Source organism: Kitasatospora sp. NPDC059462 (assembly GCF_042749955.1).
GTDB lineage: Bacteria > Actinomycetota > Actinomycetes > Streptomycetales > Streptomycetaceae > Kitasatospora.
Genome location: NZ_JBHYUU010000136.1, coordinates 5,045 through 22,884 on the forward strand (window position 1 = coordinate 5,045; position 17,840 = coordinate 22,884).

General features: G+C 74.7%; 12 protein-coding genes. 7 read left to right on the forward strand and 5 right to left on the reverse strand.

Features of this window, described 5'->3' with window-relative positions; genetic code table 11:
• Positions 1-140: 140 nt before the first annotated feature.
• The 3 genes from ACFXAM_RS27810 to ACFXAM_RS27820 form a co-directional block, all read right to left on the reverse strand.
• A complete protein-coding gene (locus tag ACFXAM_RS27810) occupies positions 141-1,418 on the reverse strand; it encodes an extracellular solute-binding protein (RefSeq protein ID WP_380295229.1) in 1,278 nt (425 codons plus the stop codon).
• A gap of 308 nt (positions 1,419-1,726) precedes the next feature.
• Positions 1,727-2,812: an aldose epimerase family protein gene (locus ACFXAM_RS27815; protein ID WP_380295231.1), complete on the reverse strand. Its 1,086-nt coding sequence runs from the start codon at positions 2,810-2,812 to the stop codon at positions 1,727-1,729.
• Between the two features lie 369 nt (positions 2,813-3,181).
• A complete protein-coding gene (locus ACFXAM_RS27820; RefSeq protein WP_380295233.1) occupies positions 3,182-6,226 on the reverse strand; it encodes an ATP-binding protein in 3,045 nt (1,014 codons plus the stop codon).
• Between the two features lie 294 nt (positions 6,227-6,520).
• Between ACFXAM_RS27820 and ACFXAM_RS27825 the strand changes: the two genes are divergently transcribed.
• The 3 genes from ACFXAM_RS27825 (at position 6,521) to ACFXAM_RS27835 (ending at position 9,794) form a co-directional block, all read left to right on the forward strand.
• A complete protein-coding gene (locus ACFXAM_RS27825) occupies positions 6,521-7,468 on the forward strand; it encodes a terpene cyclase (protein ID WP_380295235.1) in 948 nt (315 codons plus the stop codon).
• Between the two features lie 239 nt (positions 7,469-7,707).
• Positions 7,708-9,231: an aldehyde dehydrogenase family protein gene (locus tag ACFXAM_RS27830; protein ID WP_380295237.1), complete on the forward strand. Its 1,524-nt coding sequence runs from the start codon at positions 7,708-7,710 to the stop codon at positions 9,229-9,231.
• Between the two features lie 239 nt (positions 9,232-9,470).
• Positions 9,471-9,794, forward strand: a complete 324-nt coding sequence (locus ACFXAM_RS27835; RefSeq protein ID WP_380295239.1) for a nuclear transport factor 2 family protein — start codon at positions 9,471-9,473, stop codon at positions 9,792-9,794.
• A gap of 34 nt (positions 9,795-9,828) precedes the next feature.
• Here ACFXAM_RS27835 and ACFXAM_RS27840 read toward each other — a convergent pair whose 3' ends face one another.
• Positions 9,829-11,049 carry a serine hydrolase domain-containing protein gene (locus ACFXAM_RS27840; RefSeq protein WP_380295241.1) on the reverse strand — a complete coding sequence of 407 codons (1,221 nt, stop codon included), beginning with the start codon at positions 11,047-11,049 and terminating at the stop codon, positions 9,829-9,831.
• 61 nt (positions 11,050-11,110) lie between these two features.
• Here ACFXAM_RS27840 and ACFXAM_RS27845 point away from each other — a divergent pair, with 61 nt between their 5' ends.
• The 4 genes from ACFXAM_RS27845 (at position 11,111) to ACFXAM_RS27860 (ending at position 17,185) form a co-directional block, all read left to right on the forward strand.
• Positions 11,111-11,647 carry an NUDIX hydrolase gene (locus tag ACFXAM_RS27845; protein ID WP_380295243.1) on the forward strand — a complete coding sequence of 179 codons (537 nt, stop codon included), beginning with the start codon at positions 11,111-11,113 and terminating at the stop codon, positions 11,645-11,647.
• A gap of 10 nt (positions 11,648-11,657) precedes the next feature.
• Positions 11,658-12,524, forward strand: a complete 867-nt coding sequence (locus ACFXAM_RS27850) for a TetR/AcrR family transcriptional regulator (RefSeq protein ID WP_380295244.1) — start codon at positions 11,658-11,660, stop codon at positions 12,522-12,524.
• Positions 12,525-12,708: 184 nt separating this feature from the next.
• Positions 12,709-14,595 (forward strand): hypothetical protein, encoded by a 1,887-nt coding sequence (locus ACFXAM_RS27855; protein WP_380295246.1) that lies wholly within the window; start codon positions 12,709-12,711, stop codon positions 14,593-14,595.
• A 301-nt stretch (positions 14,596-14,896) separates the two neighbouring features.
• The gene (locus ACFXAM_RS27860; RefSeq protein WP_380295247.1) at positions 14,897-17,185 is read left to right on the forward strand and encodes a glycosyl hydrolase family 18 protein; all 2,289 of its coding nucleotides are present in this window, start codon (positions 14,897-14,899) and stop codon (positions 17,183-17,185) included.
• Positions 17,186-17,278: 93 nt separating this feature from the next.
• Here the strand turns inward: ACFXAM_RS27860 and ACFXAM_RS27865 are convergent.
• Positions 17,279-17,840, reverse strand: a 562-nt coding sequence (locus tag ACFXAM_RS27865; protein WP_380295249.1) for a spermidine synthase, incomplete at its 5' end; no start/stop codon positions are given.

Consider the following 17,840-nt stretch of genomic DNA (forward strand, 5'->3'; position numbering starts at 1 on the left):
GGGGGCGGCCCCGGGCTCCCCTTTTGGCCCACCACGTGGGGGGGGGCGCCCCCCCCCCCGGTGGGGGCCCGGGGGGGGGGGGCCGGGGGGGCGGGGCCGGGGGGGCCCCCGGCCCCCCCCCGGGCTGGGTGGGGGGTGGACTACTTGGCGAAGCCCGGGAGGAGCTTGGCGTAGTCGGTGGCGACGGTGTTCAGGCCGTCCTGGGTCGCGGTGCCCTGGACGATCTTGCCGAGGTTGGTGCCCAGCGACGCGAACAGCGAGCTGTACTCGGGCAGTTCGGGGCGCGGCTTGGCGCTCGACAGGACCGCCTGGAAGCCGGCGATGCCGGGGTCGGCCTTGACCTCGGGGGTGAAGGCGTCCTCGCGGGTCGGCAGGGTGGAGTTCTTCTGCGCGATGAAGGCCTGGCTCTCGGCCGAGGTCATGAAGGCGGCGAACTTCCCGGCGGCGGCCTTGTGGGCCTTGTCGGCGCCGGCGTAGACGGAGATGTTGTGGCCGCCGGTCGGGGCGCCGCCCTTGCCGGCGGAGCCGCCCGGGACCGGGGCGATGCCCAGGTTGGCCTTGTCGGCGAAGGCGGAGCCCGTGTAGATGTTGGTGATCTCCCAGGGGCCCTGGACGATCGCCGCGACCTTGCCGCTGTTGAAGGCGTCCATCATGTGCGCGTAGGCGTCGGTGGTGACGTCGGCCTTGGCGGTGCCGGGCGCGGTGAACAGGGACTTGTAGGTCTCGATCGCCTTGACGGCCTCCGGCCCGGCGACGGTGATCTTCTTGCCCTTGGCGTCGACGGTGTCGGTGCCCTCGCCGAACAGGAACGGCATGGCGTAGTAGCCGTCGGCGGCCTTCAGCCAGAAGCCGTCGACGCCGGCCTTCTCCTTGACCGCGGCGGCGGCGGTCTTGAGCTCGTCCCAGGTGGCGGGGGCGGCGGTGATGCCGGCCTTGGCGAAGAGCTCCTTGTTGTAGAGCAGGCCGAGGGTGTCGGTGACCAGCGGCACGCCGTAGAGCTTGCCCTCGTAGCTCGCCTGCTGGATCAGGCTGGGCTGGAACTTGGCGGTGTCGGCGGCGGCCGGGGTGCCGTCCAGCGGCTCCAGGTAGCCGGCCTTGGCGAACGCGGCGGTCCAGCCGACCTCGGAGCGGAACACGTCCGGAGCGCCCTTGGCGCCCATCGCGGTCTGGAGCTTGTTCTGCGCCTGGTCGAAGGGCACGTTGACGAAGTCGACCTTGACGTCCGGGTTGGCGGCCTCGAACTTCTTGACGAGCTCCTGGTAGTTCGGCGCCTCGTTGGTGGCGTTCGAGGTGTCCCAGTAGGTGAGGGTGACCGGCCCGTCGGCCTTGCCGTCGGAGCTGGAGCCGCTGCTGCCACAGGCAGCCATCGAGACCGCGAGGGCCACAACGAGGGCAGAGGCCGCGATGCCACGCCGCATGAGAACTCCTTGGAGGGTGGGGGTGCCCGAAATGACCGGAGACAGGCGCATAATGGCTGCCTTGCCTCGCGCCGACCGCACCGTTGCTGCCGCCGGGCCCGCAAGGAAGTTAACAGCGGGGCAACAGTTGCGGAAAGACCTTGCAGAAAGTTTCTGCAAGAAACGGCGATCGTTACATCGGCGTGTCCTCTGCGTTGCCGCACAGTCGTTGACAGCCGGGCATGTCGCCACACCTTGTCCGGTTTGCCCCGGTCGACTGTCGCCGCCGGGGCCACCCTCCGTGAGGAAAGCCTCTTGCAGTGCCTCCGTCAGCCGGTGGTTCCGAGCCGCAGCACGGTGGTCGAACGGAACTCCTCGCCCGGACGCAGCTCGGTGCTCGGGAAGGCCGGGTGGTGCGGGGAGTCCGGGAAGTGCTGGGTCTCCAGCGCGATCCCCGCGAACGGCCCGTACGGCACCCCGCGCGCGCCGGTGACCCGGCCCTGGAAGGTGTTGGCGGTGTAGACCTGGATGCCGGGCTCGGTGGTCAGCACCTCCAGGGTGCGGCCGCTGGACGGGTCCTCCAGCAGCGCCGCCCGGGCCGGGGTGCCGTCCGCCGGACGCGGCCGCAGCACCCAGTTGTGGTCGTACCCGCCGGGTCCGGTCAGCTGCGGGTGGCCGTCGTGCAGCGACTTGCCGATCGGCCGGGCGGTGGTGAAGTCGAACGGCGTCCCGGCCACCGGCTCGATCCGGCCGTCGGGGATCTGCCGCTCGTCGGCGGGGGTGAAGCCGTCGGCGTCGAGGGTGAGCAGGTGGCCGAGGACGTCCCCGGAGCCCTCGCCCGCCAGGTTGACGTAGGCGTGGTTGGTGAGGTTGACCACGGTCGGCGCGGTGGTCACCGCGTGGTAGCGGATCGCCATCTCGCCGCCCGGGTCGAGGGTGTACTCGACGGTGACGTCGAGGGCGCCCGGGAAGCCCTGGTCGCCGTCGGGGCTGTGCAGCGCGAGCCGGACGCCGCCGGGCACCTCCTCGGCCGTCCAGATCCGGTGCGCGAAGCCGTCGGGACCGCCGTGCAGGGTGACCCCGCCGCCGGTCGGGGCGAGCTGGTGCTCCTCGCCGTCGACGGTGATGCTGCTGCCGGCGATCCGGTTGGCGTACCGGCCGACCACGGTGCCGTAGTGGCGCGCCGGGCCGAGGATGTCGGCGAGCCGGTCGGTGGAGAGCAGCAGCTGGGCGGGGCGGCCGTCGCGGTCCGGGGCGACCAGGGTGTGCAGGGTGGCGCCGAGGGTGAGCACGCTCGCCTCGTACGGTCCGGCGCGCAGCGTCCACCGCTCGATCGCGGCGCCCGCGCCCGAGGGTTCGAAGGGCTCGCGCCGCACGCTGGTGGTCTGCGGCCCGTTCGCCGGGGGCGTCGCCATGGCCTGCTCCTCACTGGCGGGCCACGGGAGCGCGCCCGCCCTTTCGCCGGGGTGCCGGGCCCCGCATGGGCCCGGGTCGGCGTCAGCCTAGGGCCTGTCCCCCGGATTTCGTCGGACCGGGCCGCGGCTCCCCCGGCCGTCGGCGACCGGCGGCGACGCGGCGCGGGGGTGCCTGCCGGCCGAAGGCCGGGGGCGTGCGTGCCCTGGCGCCGCGGGCCCGGCAGGGAGCCAGGCGACCGGCCGCGAGCCGCAGCGGACGGCGCGGGGGCGCTCATCGAGTGCCCGCGCGCCGTCCGGTGCGCCGTGCGCTGCGGCCGGGAGGACGGCCGGGCGTGTCGCCGTGGGACCCGCCCGGTCGCCGGGACCGGTTCAGCGGCCGGCGCCGAACCCGCCCTCGTCCCCGTGCGCGCCGCCCGGCCGGTCGACCGGGTCGGAGCCGTCGCGCTGCGCGGGCGGCAGGCCGAGCGCCGCGGCCAGGCCGTCGGGGCCGCTGCCGGCCTTGCGGTAGACGGCGGCCAGCCGGCGGTTGACCAGGTTGAGCGGGAGCGCCAGGTGGTCGGCGATGCGCTGCGGCGGGATGCCCCGCACGGCCAGCTCGGCGACGTCCCACTCCGGCTGGCTGAGCGTCTCGCGCACGTCGCCGAGCCGGTTGGGCCGCAGGCCGTAGTTGGCCAGCTCGCGCCGGGCCCGGTCGACCAGCCCGTCGGCCGCGCAGTGCTGGGCCAGTTCGATGCCCTGGTAGAGGTGCTCCTGGGCGTCCTCCAGCCGGCCGACCCGGCGCAGCGCGGCTCCGAGGTCGACCAGGGCGACGGCGTGCTCGTAGCCGGCCGGCGACTGGCCGAGGTGGGTGACCGCCCGCTCCAGCAGTTCGACCGCCTGCTGGCCGTCCTCGATCTGGGCATGCAGCCGCAGCGCGGTGCCGATCGCCGAGGCGGTGCCGAACCGCTCCGCGTCGACGACCGAGCGGCGGGCGTACGCGCGGGCCCGCTCCGGCTCGTCCGCGGCGAGCGCGATGGCCAGGTGGCCGGCCCAGGGCGCCCAGACCGTGTTGTGCCAGCCCCGGACGTCCAGCTGGGCGCCGGCCTCGGTCAGCGCGGCGGCCGCGCCGGCGGGCCGGCCGACGGCGAGCAGCAGCTTGCCGTACAGCGAGGCGGCGTCGGGCAGCACCATCGCGGTGACGTGGTACGGCGGGTGGAAGCCGAACTCCAGGGCGAGTTCCCAGGCCTCCTGGCTGCGGCCGCGGGCGATCAGGGTGTCGATCAGCACGCCGACCGCGTCCCAGGCGAGCGGCAGCTTGGAGCTGATCCGCTCGGACAGCCGCAGCGCGCGGCGCAGGAAGTCCTCGGCCTCGGCGAGCAGGCCGCGCCGGAACCGGGCCAGGCCCATCAGGAAGTAGGCGAAGCCCCGGTGGGCACCGCTCCAGCCCGCCACCTCGAACTGGACGATGGCGTCCGAGAAGAGCCGCTCGGCCTGGGCGATGCGGTCGTTGTAGGTGTAGGACAGGCCGAGCGTGGCGGGCAGTTCGAAGCCCCAGGTGTTGTCGGTCCAGCCGAGGCCCTTGGGCAGCCGGCCGTTGTCCAGCACGTCGTCGGCGTGCCGCAGCACCTCGGCCGAGGGCTCGCCGCGCAGGGTGAGGTCCCAGGCCCGCAGCGCCAGGACCGCCCGGTCGGCCGCCTCCCGCCCGGTGAGGCTCTCGCACAGCGCGCCGAGCCGGGCGGAGCGGGCCGGTCCGTCCTCCTCGGACTTGCGGTAGGCGTGCCACATGAACGACGCGGCCTCCAGCCGCAGCCGGCCCGCCGGGTCCCCGACGGTGCGCTCCGCCTCGTCCTGGCAGACCACCGCGGCCTGGCGCAGCTCGCCGCTGTGCGCGAGCACTTCGGAGAGCCGGAAGGTGGCGTCGACCCGCAGCGAGGGGCGCAGCGGTCCTTCGTCCGGGTCGAGCGCGAGCTTCAGCTGGTTGACGGTGGCGACGGGGTCGGTGAGCAGGGCGGAGCAGCCCAGCTCGTACAGCACCTCGGCGCGGTCCTGGTCGTCCGGCGGTTCGGCGAGCGCGCGGTGCAGACAGCGCTGGGCCGCCTCGGGCGCGCCGATCAGCAGGTGTTCGGAGGCGGCCCGGCGGAGTTTGCGCACGGTGCGGTCGTCGCCCTCGCCCGCGAAGGTCTCCACCAGGTGGCGGGAGGCGGCGAGCAGGCCGAGTCCGGCGTTCTCGATCTCGGCGGCGGCCACGCCGTGCATGCCGGTGCGGGTGGCCTCGGGCATGGTGTTGTAGATCGAGCTGGCGATCAGCGGGTGGACGAATTCGAGGTTGCCGTTGGGGGTCTTGGTGAGGACGCGCTGCTTGCGCAGTTCCTTGATGGACTCGCGGGCGCCCTCGGCGCTCTGGGCGGAGATCCGGGTGGCGAGTTCGGGCTGGATGTCGGTGCCGAGCATCGCGGCGGCCCAGGCGAAGCGCAGGGTGGCGGCGCCGAGCCGGTCCAGCCAGGACTTGAGGGTCATCCCGGTGGCGTCGACGGCCAGTTCGCGCAGTTGCTGGGAGTTCTCCTCGACCGGTTCCAGCTCCTGGTCGCGGACCTGGTCGAGCAGGGCGACGACCTCGAAGGGGTTGCCGTTGACGACGTTCCAGAACTCGTAGCAGAAGGCGTCCTCGGCCCGCTCGCCGAGTTCGGCGCGGATCATGTCGGTGACCGCGACCAGGGAGAGCCGGCTCAGCTCGTGCCGGCGGGTGGCCAGCGCGGCGACGGCGCGCTGGTGCTCCTGGGACTCCTGCTGCCAGTCGGCGGTGTCGTCGCGGTAGGCGAAGACCAGCAGGACGGGCAGCTCGCGCGCCCGGACGGCGAACTGGGCCAGCCAGCTCAGCGATTCGGGGTCGGACCAGTGCAGGTCGTCGACGATCATCACCAGCGGGGCGCGCCGCGGGGCGAGCTGGGTGAGGACGAAGTCGAGGCCGTCGCGCACGCCCTGCGGGTCGAGGCGGCGGGCGCCCTTCCTGGGCTGCTTGAGGCCCATGGCCGGGCCGACGACCTCTTCCCAGGTGCCCATCACCTGGCTGAACTCGCCCGGTTCCAGGCTGCCGAGCACCGGCTGGAGGAGCTGGCGCAGGACGTGGTAGGGCTCCTTGAACTGGCGTTCGCCGCCGCGGGCGAACAGCACGGTGGCGCCGGGGCGCAGTTTGGCGATCCGGCGGACCTCGTGCAGCAGGCTGGTCTTGCCGATGCCGGGCCGGCCGGAGAAGGTGAGCAGTTCGCCGATCTCGGTGCCGCCGGCCGCGAAGTCGCGGCAGAGCTTGTCCACCGCGGACTCGGCGGAGCGGAGTTCGGAGTCGCGGTCGCGCAGTCTGATGCGATTGGGGGCGCCTTCGGCCTCCCGCGCGCCCGGCTTCGCCTCCGCCCGGAATTCCCTGTCCCGCTCGGTCACCGTCGTGCCTCCGCCTCGCCGATCCCTGCTCGTGGAGCCGAGGTTAGCGCCGCAGGGGGCCTGGTGGAGTGTATTCACGCAGGCGAGGGGCGAGTTGAAGGGTTTGGAAGACCTGCCGAGGGCAATTGCCGTATATCCCTAACGTCGGATCATTGCATCAGATACTCTACGCCCCGCATACCAAGTTGATCATGCCATGACCATGTTCACCCCTCCGGCAGCGCCACCCCAACTCCCCCGCCCACGCCCGCAATACCCATCAGCACCCCCACCCTTCGCAGCTCCGGGAGTCCGATGTCTGACGACACCTCACTTCAGATTCCGTTCCCGCACCGTCGCAGCGACCACGGGCCGTACGCCACCGAACTGCACCGCGCCTGGCTGACCCGCCATCCGTTGCTGCCCGACCCGGCCCACCCGTCCTACGCCCACTGGGACGTCGTGGACCTCGCGGCGCTCGGCTACCCCGAGGCCGGGCCCGACGAACTCGCGCTCGCCGCCGACCTCATGGGCTTCTACTTCCTCTTCGACGACCAGTTCGACGGCCCGCTCGGCCGCCGCCCCACCGAGGTGGCGCCGATCTGCGACCGGCTGGTCGCCGTCCTGCACGGCGCGTCGCCCGACCGCGGCTCGCCCGTGGAGACCGCCTTCGCCGACCTGTGGGAACGCAGCGTCCAGGGCATGCCGGCGCGCTGGCAGGCGCGCGCCGCCTACAACTGGGAGTACTACCTCGCCTCCCACCCCGCCGAGGCGGCCGGGCGGATCAGCCCGAACCCGCCGGACCGGGCCGGTTACCAGGTGCTGCGGCGCGGCACCGCCGCGATGGAGACCATCTTCGACATGATCGAGCGGCTCGGCCACTTCGAGGTGCCCCCGGCCGTGCTGCACCATCCGGTGCTGCGTCAGCTGCGCCAGCTCGCCGCCGACATCCCCTCGCTGACCAACGACGTGCGCTCGTTCCCGCTGGAGGCGCCGCGCGGCGACGTCAACAACCTGGTGATGATCGTGCGGCGGGAGCGGGACTGCTCGGCCGAGGAGGCGTGCGCCGTGGTGATGGCCGAGGCGCAGCTGATGGTCGAGCGCTCCCGGGAGCTGTACGAGGGACTGCCCGACGTCCACCGGGAGCTCGGCCTGGCCCGGGTCGAGCGGATCGTCGCCCAGCGCTACGCCGACGGGCTGGTCACCTGGCTGGCCGGCTACCTGAGCTGGGAGCGCCGCACCGGCCGCTACCAGACCGCCTGACCCGGCCCGCCCCGGGGCCGGCGGGCCGCGCCACCCTGCGTCGACCGATGCCGTACGGACCGTAGCCGAACCGGCCGCCCGCCGGTTAGGGTGCAACCCGGCGGACGCCCCGGCACGGGGGCGCCCGACCCGCGTGTGTGTCCGTACCCTCCGCCGGGCCGCCCCCTGCGCGGCCCGGCGCACCGCTCCGGCCCGCGTGGCCGGAGCGGTGCCCCGACAGCGCGAGGAGGCACCAGAACATGCCGGTCTACCAGCCCCCCGGGCAGCCCGGATCCATCGTCGGCTACCGCCCCCGCTACGAACACTGGATCGGCGGCCGGTGGACGCCGCCGGTCCTCGGCCGCTACTTCGAGAACCCCAGCCCGGTCACCGGCGAGGTCTTCACCGAGGTCGCCCGCGGCACCGCCGAGGACATCGAGGCCGCGCTGGACGCCGCCCACGCCGCCGCCCCGGCCTGGGGCCGCACCCCGCCCGCCGAGCGCGCCCAGGTGCTGCTGCGGATCGCCGACCGGATCGAGCAGAACCTCGAAGCCCTCGCCGTCGCGGAGAGCTGGGAGAACGGCAAGCCGGTGCGCGAGACGCTGGGCGCCGACCTGCCGCTGGCCGTCGACCAGCTGCGCTACTTCGCGGGCGCGCTGCGCGCCCAGGAGGGCGGCGTCTCGCAACTGGACGAGGACACCGTGGCCTACCACTTCCACGAGCCGCTGGGCGTGGTCGGCCAGATCATCCCGTGGAACTTCCCGATCCTGATGGCGGTCTGGAAGCTCGCCCCGGCGCTGGCGGCGGGCAACGCGGTCGTGCTCAAGCCCGCCGAGCAGACGCCGGCCTCCGTCCTGCTGCTGGCCGAACTGACCGCCGACCTGCTGCCGCCGGGCGTGCTCAACGTGGTCAACGGCTTCGGCCTGGAGGCCGGCCGCCCGCTCGCCTCCAGCGACCGGATCCGCAAGATCGCCTTCACCGGCGAGACCACCACCGGCCGGCTGATCTCGCAGTACGCGAGCGGCAACCTCATCCCGGTCTCGCTGGAGCTCGGCGGCAAGAGCCCCAACCTGTTCTTCGCCGACGTCGCGGCCGAACAGGACGCCTTCTACGACAAGACCGTCGAGGGCTTCGCGATGTTCGCCCTCAACCAGGGCGAGGTCTGCACCTGCCCCAGCCGGGCCCTGATCGAGTCCTCGGTGTACGACCGGCTGCTCGCCGACGGCCTGGACCGGGTGCGGGCGATGCGCCAGGGCAACCCGCTGGACACCGACACCCAGATCGGCGCCCAGGCCAGCGAGGAACAGCTGCGCAAGATCCTCTCCTACGTCGAGATCGGCCAGGCCGAGGGCGCCAAGGTGCTCGCCGGCGGCGAGCGGGCCGAGCTGGGCGGCGCGCTGTCCGGCGGCTACTACGTCACGCCGACGGTCTTCGAGGGCGTCAACGGGATGCGGATCTTCCAGGAGGAGATCTTCGGCCCCGTCGTCGCGGTCACCCGCTTCGAGGGCTTCGACGACGCGGTCGCGCTCGCCAACGACACCCTCTACGGGCTCGGCGCCGGCGTCTGGACCCGCAACGGCACCACCGCCTACCGGGCGGGGCGCGCCATCCAGGCCGGCCGGGTCTGGACCAACTGCTACCACGCCTACCCGGCCCATGCCGCGTTCGGCGGGTACAAGAACTCCGGCATCGGCCGGGAGGGCCACAAGGCCGTCCTGGAGCACTACCAGCAGACCAAGAACCTGCTCGTCAGCTACTCCCCGCAGGCCACCGGCCTGTTCTAGGCGGCGGCGCACCGCCGCACGGCCCCGGAACGCGGGGCGGGAAGCCGGGCCGGCCGGCTTCCCGCCCCGTACGCCACTCCCCGTGGCCCGGTCGGGGACCCCAGGGGGTGAATCGCCCGTAGCGGGATCCAAGCACAGTCGGCCCCCGGAAATCCCCGACTCGCCGCCGACATGCGCGGCGAGTCCCCGCCGAGGTCCTAAACAGGAGTCCCGACCCGCTTCGACTCCTGGGAGACCGGATGACCATCGCCCCCGCCAAACTCTCCGACCCGACCGTGCGCGCCGCCGTCACCGCGATCAACGCCGGCGACCGGCAGGCCTTCGTCGACCTGCTCGCCCCGGAGGCGACCATGTCCGACGACGGCTCCGAGCGGGACCTCCAGGACTGGATCGACCGGGAGATCTTCACCGTCCACGGCCACATGGAGGTCCGCTCCGAGTCCGACGGCGGCCGGGCCCTGGTCGCCGACTACCGCAACGAGACCTGGGGCGAGATGCGCACCGCCTGGCGGTTCACCGTCGAGGGCGGCCGGATCAGCCACTTCGCGACCGGCCAGGCCTGACCCGCCCCGGGCGCGGCCCCGGCCCGGCCCGGGCTCAGGCCGCCCCCAGGCACTCCCGCACCGCCCGGATCAGCGCGCGGGAGCGGATGTCCCCGGTGACACCGGGCTGCATGCCGTTGGTGACGTAGCCGAAGCCGATCCCGAGCTCCGGGTCGGCGAAGCCCAGCGAGCCGCCCCGGCCCGGGTGGCCGAAGCTCGCCGGCGAGGCCATCGGCGAGGTCGGGCTGTGCCGGAAGAAGCCCAGCCCGAAGGTGGAACCGACGATCAGCACCCGGTCCGGGCCGCTGACCACCGGCCCGACCGCGCGGGTCAGCATCCCGGGACCGAGCAGCGGCGGCAGCGCCCCGCCGCCGCTGCCGTGCCGGTCGGCCGCGCCGATCAGCGCCGCGTAGAACCGGGCCACCGAGCGCGCCGTGCCGATCCCGCCCGCGCCGGGGATCTCGGCCGCCTGCACCGCCGGGTCGTTCAGGTCCACCCCGGGCCGCACCGAGGCGAACGCCCGGGCGGTCAGCGAGGACGGGTCCTGGTAGGCGTCCCGCACGGACTGCTTGGGGCGCAGCCGCAGCCCGCTCGGACCGGTCCGGGCGGCCGCCGGCGCGGGCAGGTCGACCAGCCGGCCCACCCGGGGCGCGGCGCCGGCCGGCAGGCCGATCCACAGGTCGAGGCCGAGCGGACGGGCGATCTCCTCGGCGAAGTACTGGCCGACGGTGCGCCCGCTCACCCGGCGCACCACCTCGCCGACCAGCCAGCCGAAGGTGTACGGGTGGTAGCCGTGCGCCGTGCCGGGCTCCCAGGCGGGCGCCTGGGCGGCCACCGCGGCCGCCGCCCGCTCCCAGGTGAGCACGTCCTCCAGCCGCAGCGGCACGTCCAGCGCCGGTACCCCGGCCTGGTGCGACAGCAGCCAGCTCACCGGCACCCCGCCCTTGCCGGCCGCCCCGAACTCCGGCCAGTAGGAGACCACCGGGGCGTCCAGGTCGAGCTGCCCGCGCTCGGCGAGCAGCAGCGCGGTGGTCGCGGTCAGGCCCTTGGTGACCGAACGCAGCACCTGCGCGGTGTCCGCCGTCCAGGGCACGGCCGGCGCGGGCCGCCCGCCGACCTCGGGCCGGGCGTCGCCGCCCCAGAGGTCCACCACCTTGCGGCCGTGCACGTACAGCGCGAAGGCCGCGCCGAGCTCCCCGTACTCCCGGAAGTTGCGCGCGAAGGCCTCCCGCACCGGCTCGAAGCCCCCGGCCGTCTCGCCCCAGATCTCCACCACCGCGCGTGCCGTCCCTCGTCCGTCCGTTCGTGAATCGCCCGGAAACCCTAACCTGTCGGTCATGAGCGAGCCTGCGCAGAGCGATCCCGCCGATGAGCTGCTGGACGTCGTCGACGAGCACGACCGGGTGACCGGGACCGCACGGCGGGGGGAGGTGTACCGGCTCGGGCTGACCCACCGGTGCGTCTTCGTCCTGGTCCGCGACCCGGCCGGGCGGATCTTCGTGCACCGGCGCACCGACACCAAACTGTTCGCCCCGGGCGCGCACGACATGTTCGTCGGCGGCGTGGTGGGCGCCGGGGAGACCTACGGGCGGGCCGCCGTCCGGGAGGCGGAGGAGGAGCTGGGCGTCACCGGGATCGCCCCGCGCCCGCTGTTCCGCTTCCTGTACCGCGGCGACGGCCTCGCCTGGTGGTCCGACGTGCACGAGGCCGAGTGGGACGGCCCGGTCTCCCCGCAGGAGTCCGAGGTGGCCTGGCACGCCTGGCTCACCCCGGCCGAGCTGGCCGCCCGGCTGGAGCGCGACGTCTTCGTCCCCGACGGCCGGGAGGCCTACCGCCGCTACCTGGAGCACCGCCGGGCCCGACCGGGCGGATAGGGTGACGCGCATGGCATCCCGCACGCCGTCGGCCCCCTCCCCCGCGTCCGCGCCCGCGCCCGGAGGCGGCGACCGCCCGGAGAGCGCCGGGCGCCCGCGCCGGCGGCTGAGCGTGGACGAGCGGCGCGAGCAGCTGATCGCGGTGGCGCTGGAGCTGTTCAGCCACCGCCCGCCGGAGGAGGTGTCGATCGACGACATCGCCGCCGCCGCGGGTGCCTCCCGGCCGCTGGTCTACCACTACTTCCCGGGCAAGCAGGCGATCTACGAGGAGTCGCTGCGCCGGGCCGGCCGGGAGCTGTCGGCCCGGTTCGAGGAGCCGGCCGAGGGCCCGCTCTCCGAACGGCTGTACCGGGTGATGGGCCGTTACCTGGACTTCGTGCAGAGCCGCGGCCCCGGCTTCGCGGCGCTGCTGCGCGGCGGTTCGGTGACGGCCAGCACCAACACCTCGGCGGTGATCGACGAGGTCCGCCAGGCCGCCCACGACCAGCTCCTCGGCCACCTGGCGCTGCCCTCCCCCAGCCCGGCGCTGCGGCTGACCGTCCGGGCCTGGATCGCCAACGCCGAGATCACCTCGCTGGAGTGGCTGGCCGACCGCTCGGTGCCGCTGGAGGACCTCCAGCTGCACCTGGTGCAGGAGTTCGTGGCCGCGCTCACGCTGACCGCCGCCCGGGAGCCCGCGCTGGCCGCCGAGCTGGCCGGCTTCCTCGCCGACGAACGCCCGGACGGCCCGACCGGGCGGCTGGTGCGCGACCTCGCGGGCCTGCTGGCCGTCCCCGGCCTGGCCGACGCCCTCACCGCCCTGACCGCCCCGGCCGCCGCCCCCGTCCCCGGCCCCGGCCCCGCCGCGGGAGCGCCCGGCCGCACCGAGCAGGCGTAGCGGCCCGGGCGGGCCGGGGCTCCGGATGCGGGGCCCCGGACGCGGGCCGACGCCGGGCGGCCGGTTCTGCCCCGTCGGCGCCCTCTGATAGGAATGTGCACGGATCTGACGGCCCGCCGGTCACCCCCGGGCCGGGGTCCATGGACCAGCGAACGCACAGCGAACGGAGCGGGGGGCTCAACAGGTGACCCAGGACGGCCAGTTCAGCGCGGAGGCCAGCCCCTTCGCAGCCGCGGAGCGGGTCTCCGCGACCCTCGGCAGCCTCACCGACGCGCTCCTCGGCGCCCGGGCCTCGCGCCACCCCGCGGCCGCGCTGACCGTGCTGCGGGCGGGCGCCCACCCGGCCGCCGACGCCCTGTTCCACCTGCCGCTGGCACCCAACGGCCCGGTGCACACCGCCGTCGACCGGCTCGGCACCGTGGTCACCGCCGGCACCGCCCGCCCGGGCACCGGCGCCGCGCTGGCCCCGCTGGCGGGCGGCGCGCTGCTGGCCCGCTACGGCGCCGCCGACCCGGTCCGCGGCGCGGCGGCCGGCTCCACCGGGGCGCCCACCGCCGGGGACCTCGGCCTGCCGGTGACCGGCGAGCCCGCCGACCCCAAGCTCCGCCCCGCCTTCGCCGCGCCGCTGGCCGCGCTGGCCGACGGCCGGCAGACCCGTCAGCCGGTCGAACTGCCCACCGGCTCGGGCGCCGAGGTGCGCCTGGTCGTCCCGCCGGGCTTCCACGCCCTCACCTCGCCGGACGGCCCGCCCGGGGTCTCCGCCCGGACGGTTCGCACCGGGCCGGTGGACGGCATCCCGGCCGGAGCCGGGATCGCCCCGGCCACCGCCGCGGCCGCCGCCGGGCTGACCGCGCACCTGGCCGAGACCGCCGAGGAGCTGTTCAGCGGCGCCGGCCCGGCCGAGCGCCGCGACTTCGCGCTGATCGCCGCCGCCCTGGCGGACACCGTCACCGCCTCCGGCACCGTGTACGCGGGCCTCGGCGCCTTCCACCTGGACGGCCGGCCGACCGACGCCACCCTGGTCGTCTCGCTGGCCCGCCACCCGCTGCCGATCACCGGGCTCGCCACCGAGCTGGCCACCGTGCGCCGGCACGCCGAGGTCTGGACGGTGCTGCTGCCCGCCGGACCGGCCGCCGTCCTGGTCGAGGCCCGCAGCGTCCCGGTGCCGGGCCCGCTGGCCGCCGACGGGACGCGCCGCTGGGCGGTCACCTCGGTGGTGGAGGCGTTCGTCCCGCTGCCGGACGGCGTCTCGGTGCTCTGCGTGCAGCTGACCACCGCCCAGCCGCAGGACTGGGAGCTGTACACGGACGTCTTCGCCGAGCTGCTGAAGAGCGTGCAGTTCGGCTGGGACGGCGTGCCCGCCACCCCGGTCGCCGCCGTCCCGGGCGCCGTCCCGACCGCCGTGCCCGCCCCGGCCGAGCCCGCCGCGCCCCCGGCGCCGCCCGTTCCCCCGGCACCCCCCGTGCCGCCGGTGCCCGAGGAGCACGCCGCACCGGTGCGCGTCCCGTCGGCCGACTTCAACCCCTTCGCCCCGGTCGCCGACCCGACCCCGGCCCGGCCGATCCTGGTGCCCGACGACGCCGCCGGGCCGCCCGCCCCGCCCAAGGGCACGCCGGTGACGGTCCCGCCGCCGGACTTCGACCCCTTCGGCATCCTCGGCGCCCCGGCCGCCGAACCGGCGGCCCAGGAGGCCCCCGAGCCGCCCAAGGGCACCCCCGTGACGGTGCCCCCGCCGGACTTCGACCCCTTCGGCATCCTCGGCGCCCCGGCCGCCGAACCGCTGCCGGCCCCCGCCGCCCAGCCCGCCGCCGCCCCGGCCACCGACCCGTTCGGCACGGTGACCGCCGCCGACCTGCCCGCGGACCCCTTCGGCACCACCCTCCCGGCGCCCCGCGCCGCGGCCGTCCCGCCGCCGCCCAGCACCCCGCCGGCCGTCCCCGCCACCGCCGGCCCCGCCAAGGGCACTCCGGTGATGGTCCCGCCGCCGGACTTCAACCCCTTCGCCCCGCAGCCCGAGGACACCCCGGCCCCGCCGCCCGCCGCCGCCCCGGAGCACGACCCCTTCGGCTGAGGGCCCGGAACCCCGCGGCCCCGCCGCACCCCACGACCGCCCCGGCGACGCCCGTCGCCGGGGCGGTCGCCGTCTGCCACCCGGTCATGTCCACGATCCACAAGTGGTACAGACCTATTGCCAGTTCAGCGTCGGCTCCCTACCCTCGGCACAGGATCCTCCGTGGCACCCCGACGGCCCGAGGACCGGTTCCGCGGCCGCCCCCATGGCCCGGAGCGCGCCGCTCCACGCACCTGACACCTCCCCACGGGTTACGGGGGGTCCGGGCCTGCCCCGGGACCCCAGGACAGGAGCCACATCGATGCACAAACGTCGGATCAGCCTGCCGCTGCTCGCGGCCGGGACCCTGCTCGTCCCGCTGCTCGGCGCCGCCCTGCCCGCCACCCTGGCCCACGCCGCCGGGCCCGCCGCACCGGCGGCCGCCGGGTCCCTGACCGCGAGCCTGACCAAGGGCAGCGACTGGGGCAGCGGATACGAGGGCAGCTACACCATCACCAACGGCACCGGCGCCGCGGTCAACGGCTGGACCCTGGAGTTCGACCTGCCCGGCGGCAACACCGTCGCGGGCCTGTGGAACGCCTCCTACACCACCTCGGCCTCCCACGTCACGGTGAAGAACCCCGGCTGGGCCTCGACCCTGCCGGCCGGCGGCACCTACAACGTCGGCTTCAACATCGCCTACTCGGGCGGCTACCAGCCGCTGGCGAACTGCAAGCTGAACGGCAAGCCGTGCGACGGCAGCGGCGACGACCTGACCCCGCCGACCGTTCCGGGCGCCCTGAAGTCCGGCACCGTCACCCAGACCACCGCGGCGCTGTCCTGGACCGCGAGCACCGACAACGTCGGCGTCACCGGGTACGACGTGTACCGGGACGGCACGAAGGTGGCCACCACCGACGGCGCCACCACCGCCGTCACCGTGCAGGGCCTGACCGGCGGCACCACCTACCAGTTCACCGTCCAGGCCTTCGACGCGGCGGGCAACCGCTCCGCGGCCGCCGGCCCGGTGAGCGTCACCACCCCGCCGCCGATCGAGGACAAGGAGGCGCCGACCACGCCGGGCACCCCGGCCGTCACCGGCTCGGACTCCAGCTCGGTCTCGCTGAGCTGGGCGGCCAGCACCGACAACGTCGGCGTCACCGCCTACGACATCACCGCGAGCAACGGCGTGGTGACCACCGTCACCAGCCCCTCCGGCACCGTCGGCGGCCTCGCCCCGGACACCGAGTACACCTTCACCGTGAAGGCCCGCGACGCGGCCGGCAACGTCTCCCCGGCCTCCGGCGCGGTGACCGCCCGCACCAAGAAGGGCGGCACCGGCGGCGCGCTGAAGATCGGCTACTTCACCCAGTGGAGCGTCTACGCCCGCGGCTACAGCGTGAAGCAGCTCGACACCTCGGGCTCGGCCGGCCGGCTCTCGGTGATCAACTACGCCTTCGCCAACATCCACCCGAGCACCAAGCAGTGCTTCATCACCAACAAGGCGGCCGGGCCGGACAACGACCCGAACGCGGGCGACGGCGCCGGTGACGCCTGGGCCGACTTCGGCCGGGGCTGGGACGCCGGCACCTCGGTGGCCGGCACCACCGACACCTGGGACCAGAAGCTGGCCGGCAACTTCAACCAGCTGAAGCAGCTCAAGGCCAAGTACCCCAACCTCAAGATCCAGATCTCGCTGGGCGGCTGGTCCTACAGCAAGTGGTTCTCCGACGCGGCGGCCACCGACGCCTCCCGCAAGGCGCTGGTCAGCTCCTGCATCGACATGTACATCAAGGGCAACCTGCCGGTGATCGACGGCCGCGGCGGCGCGGGCAGCGCGGCCGGCATCTTCGACGGCATCGACCTCGACTGGGAGTGGCCGAACTCCGACGGGCACACCGGGAACATCTTCCGGCCCGCCGACAAGGCCAACTACACCCTGCTGGCCCAGGAGTTCCGCCGCCAGCTGGACGCCCTCGGCGCCACCACCAACAAGCACTACACGCTGAGCGCCTTCCTCCCGGCCGACCCGGCGAAGGTCACCGCGGGCATCGACATCCCGGGCCTGTTCGGCGCCTTCGACTTCGCCACCATCCAGGGCTACGACTACCACGGCGGCTGGGAGATGGTCACCAACCAGCAGTCCGGCATCAAGGTCGCCGCCGGTGACCCGAACCCGCCGGCCCGCCAGTTCAGCTCCGAGGTCGCGATCGGCGCGTACGTCGACGGCGGCGCCCCGAAGAGCAAGCTCACCCTCGGCATCCCGTTCTACGGACGCGGCTGGACGGGCGTGCCGCGCGGCACCACCAACGGCCTCTTCCAGACCGCGACGGGCCCCGGCCCGGGCACCTACGAGGCGGGCTTCGAGGACTACAAGAGGCTCAAGGAGATGGCCACCAGCGGCGGTTACACCGTCTACCGCGACCCGGTGGCCGGCCACGCCTACATCTACAACGGGAACGTCTTCTACACCTACGACGACCCGACCGAGATCGCCCGCAAGACCGCCTGGATCAAGTCCCAGGGGCTGGCCGGCGCGATGGTCTGGGCCTTCGACGGTGACACCCCGAACGGCGAACTGATGGCCGCGGTGGACAACGGCCTGAAGTAGACCGGCCGGAAGTAGACCGGCCGGAAGTAGACCGGCCGGAAGCAGACCGGCCGGAAGCGGCCCCGCCGCTGCGCCACCTGGCCCGTCATGCGCTCACCGCGCGCGGCGGGCCAGGTGCACGACGTCCGGCACACCGCGGGCCACCGCGACCTCCCGCGTCGTCACGTCCGTGAAGCCGGCCGCCCGCAGCGCCTCCTCGAAGGCCCCGGACGGCCGGGCGCTCCACACCGCCAGCACCCCGCCCGGCTCCAGCCGGTGGCGCAGCCGCGCCAGCCCGTCCGGGCCGTACAGCCCGGCGTTGGCGTCGGTGACCGTCCAGTCGGGCCCGTTGTCGATGTCCAGGCAGAGCGCGTGGTAGCGGGCGCCGTCGGCGCGGGCCAGGTACTCCAGCAGGTCGGTGTGCAGCACCTCCACCCGCGGATCGTCCAGCGCGCCGCCCGAGAAGGCCGCCAGCGGGCCGTCCCGGTGCCACTCGATGATCGCGCCCTCGCGCTCCACCACGGCGATCCGCCCCCAGCGCGGCTCGGCCGCGGCGTGGGCGAGCGAGAAGCCGACGCCGAGCCCGCCGATCAGCACGGCGGGCACGGCGGTCCGCTCCACTGCCACCAGCGCCGCCCCCACCAGCAGCCGCACCGACCGGCCCTCGGCGGTGTCC

Excerpts from the sequence above, each read along its gene's own strand:
- ACFXAM_RS27845 (WP_380295243.1), top strand. The coding sequence starts at position 11,111 with ATGAGCGAGCCTGCGCAGAGCGATCCCGCCGATGAGCTGCTGGACGTC.
- ACFXAM_RS27835 (WP_380295239.1), top strand. The coding sequence starts at position 9,471 with ATGACCATCGCCCCCGCCAAACTCTCCGACCCGACCGTGCGCGCCGCC.
- ACFXAM_RS27830 (WP_380295237.1), top strand. The coding sequence starts at position 7,708 with ATGCCGGTCTACCAGCCCCCCGGGCAGCCCGGATCCATCGTCGGCTAC.
- ACFXAM_RS27860 (WP_380295247.1), top strand. The coding sequence starts at position 14,897 with ATGCACAAACGTCGGATCAGCCTGCCGCTGCTCGCGGCCGGGACCCTG.
- ACFXAM_RS27850 (WP_380295244.1), top strand. The coding sequence starts at position 11,658 with ATGGCATCCCGCACGCCGTCGGCCCCCTCCCCCGCGTCCGCGCCCGCG.
- ACFXAM_RS27815 (WP_380295231.1), bottom strand. The coding sequence starts at position 2,812 with ATGGCGACGCCCCCGGCGAACGGGCCGCAGACCACCAGCGTGCGGCGC.
- ACFXAM_RS27810 (WP_380295229.1), bottom strand. The coding sequence starts at position 1,418 with ATGCGGCGTGGCATCGCGGCCTCTGCCCTCGTTGTGGCCCTCGCGGTC.
- ACFXAM_RS27825 (WP_380295235.1), top strand. The coding sequence starts at position 6,521 with ATGTCTGACGACACCTCACTTCAGATTCCGTTCCCGCACCGTCGCAGC.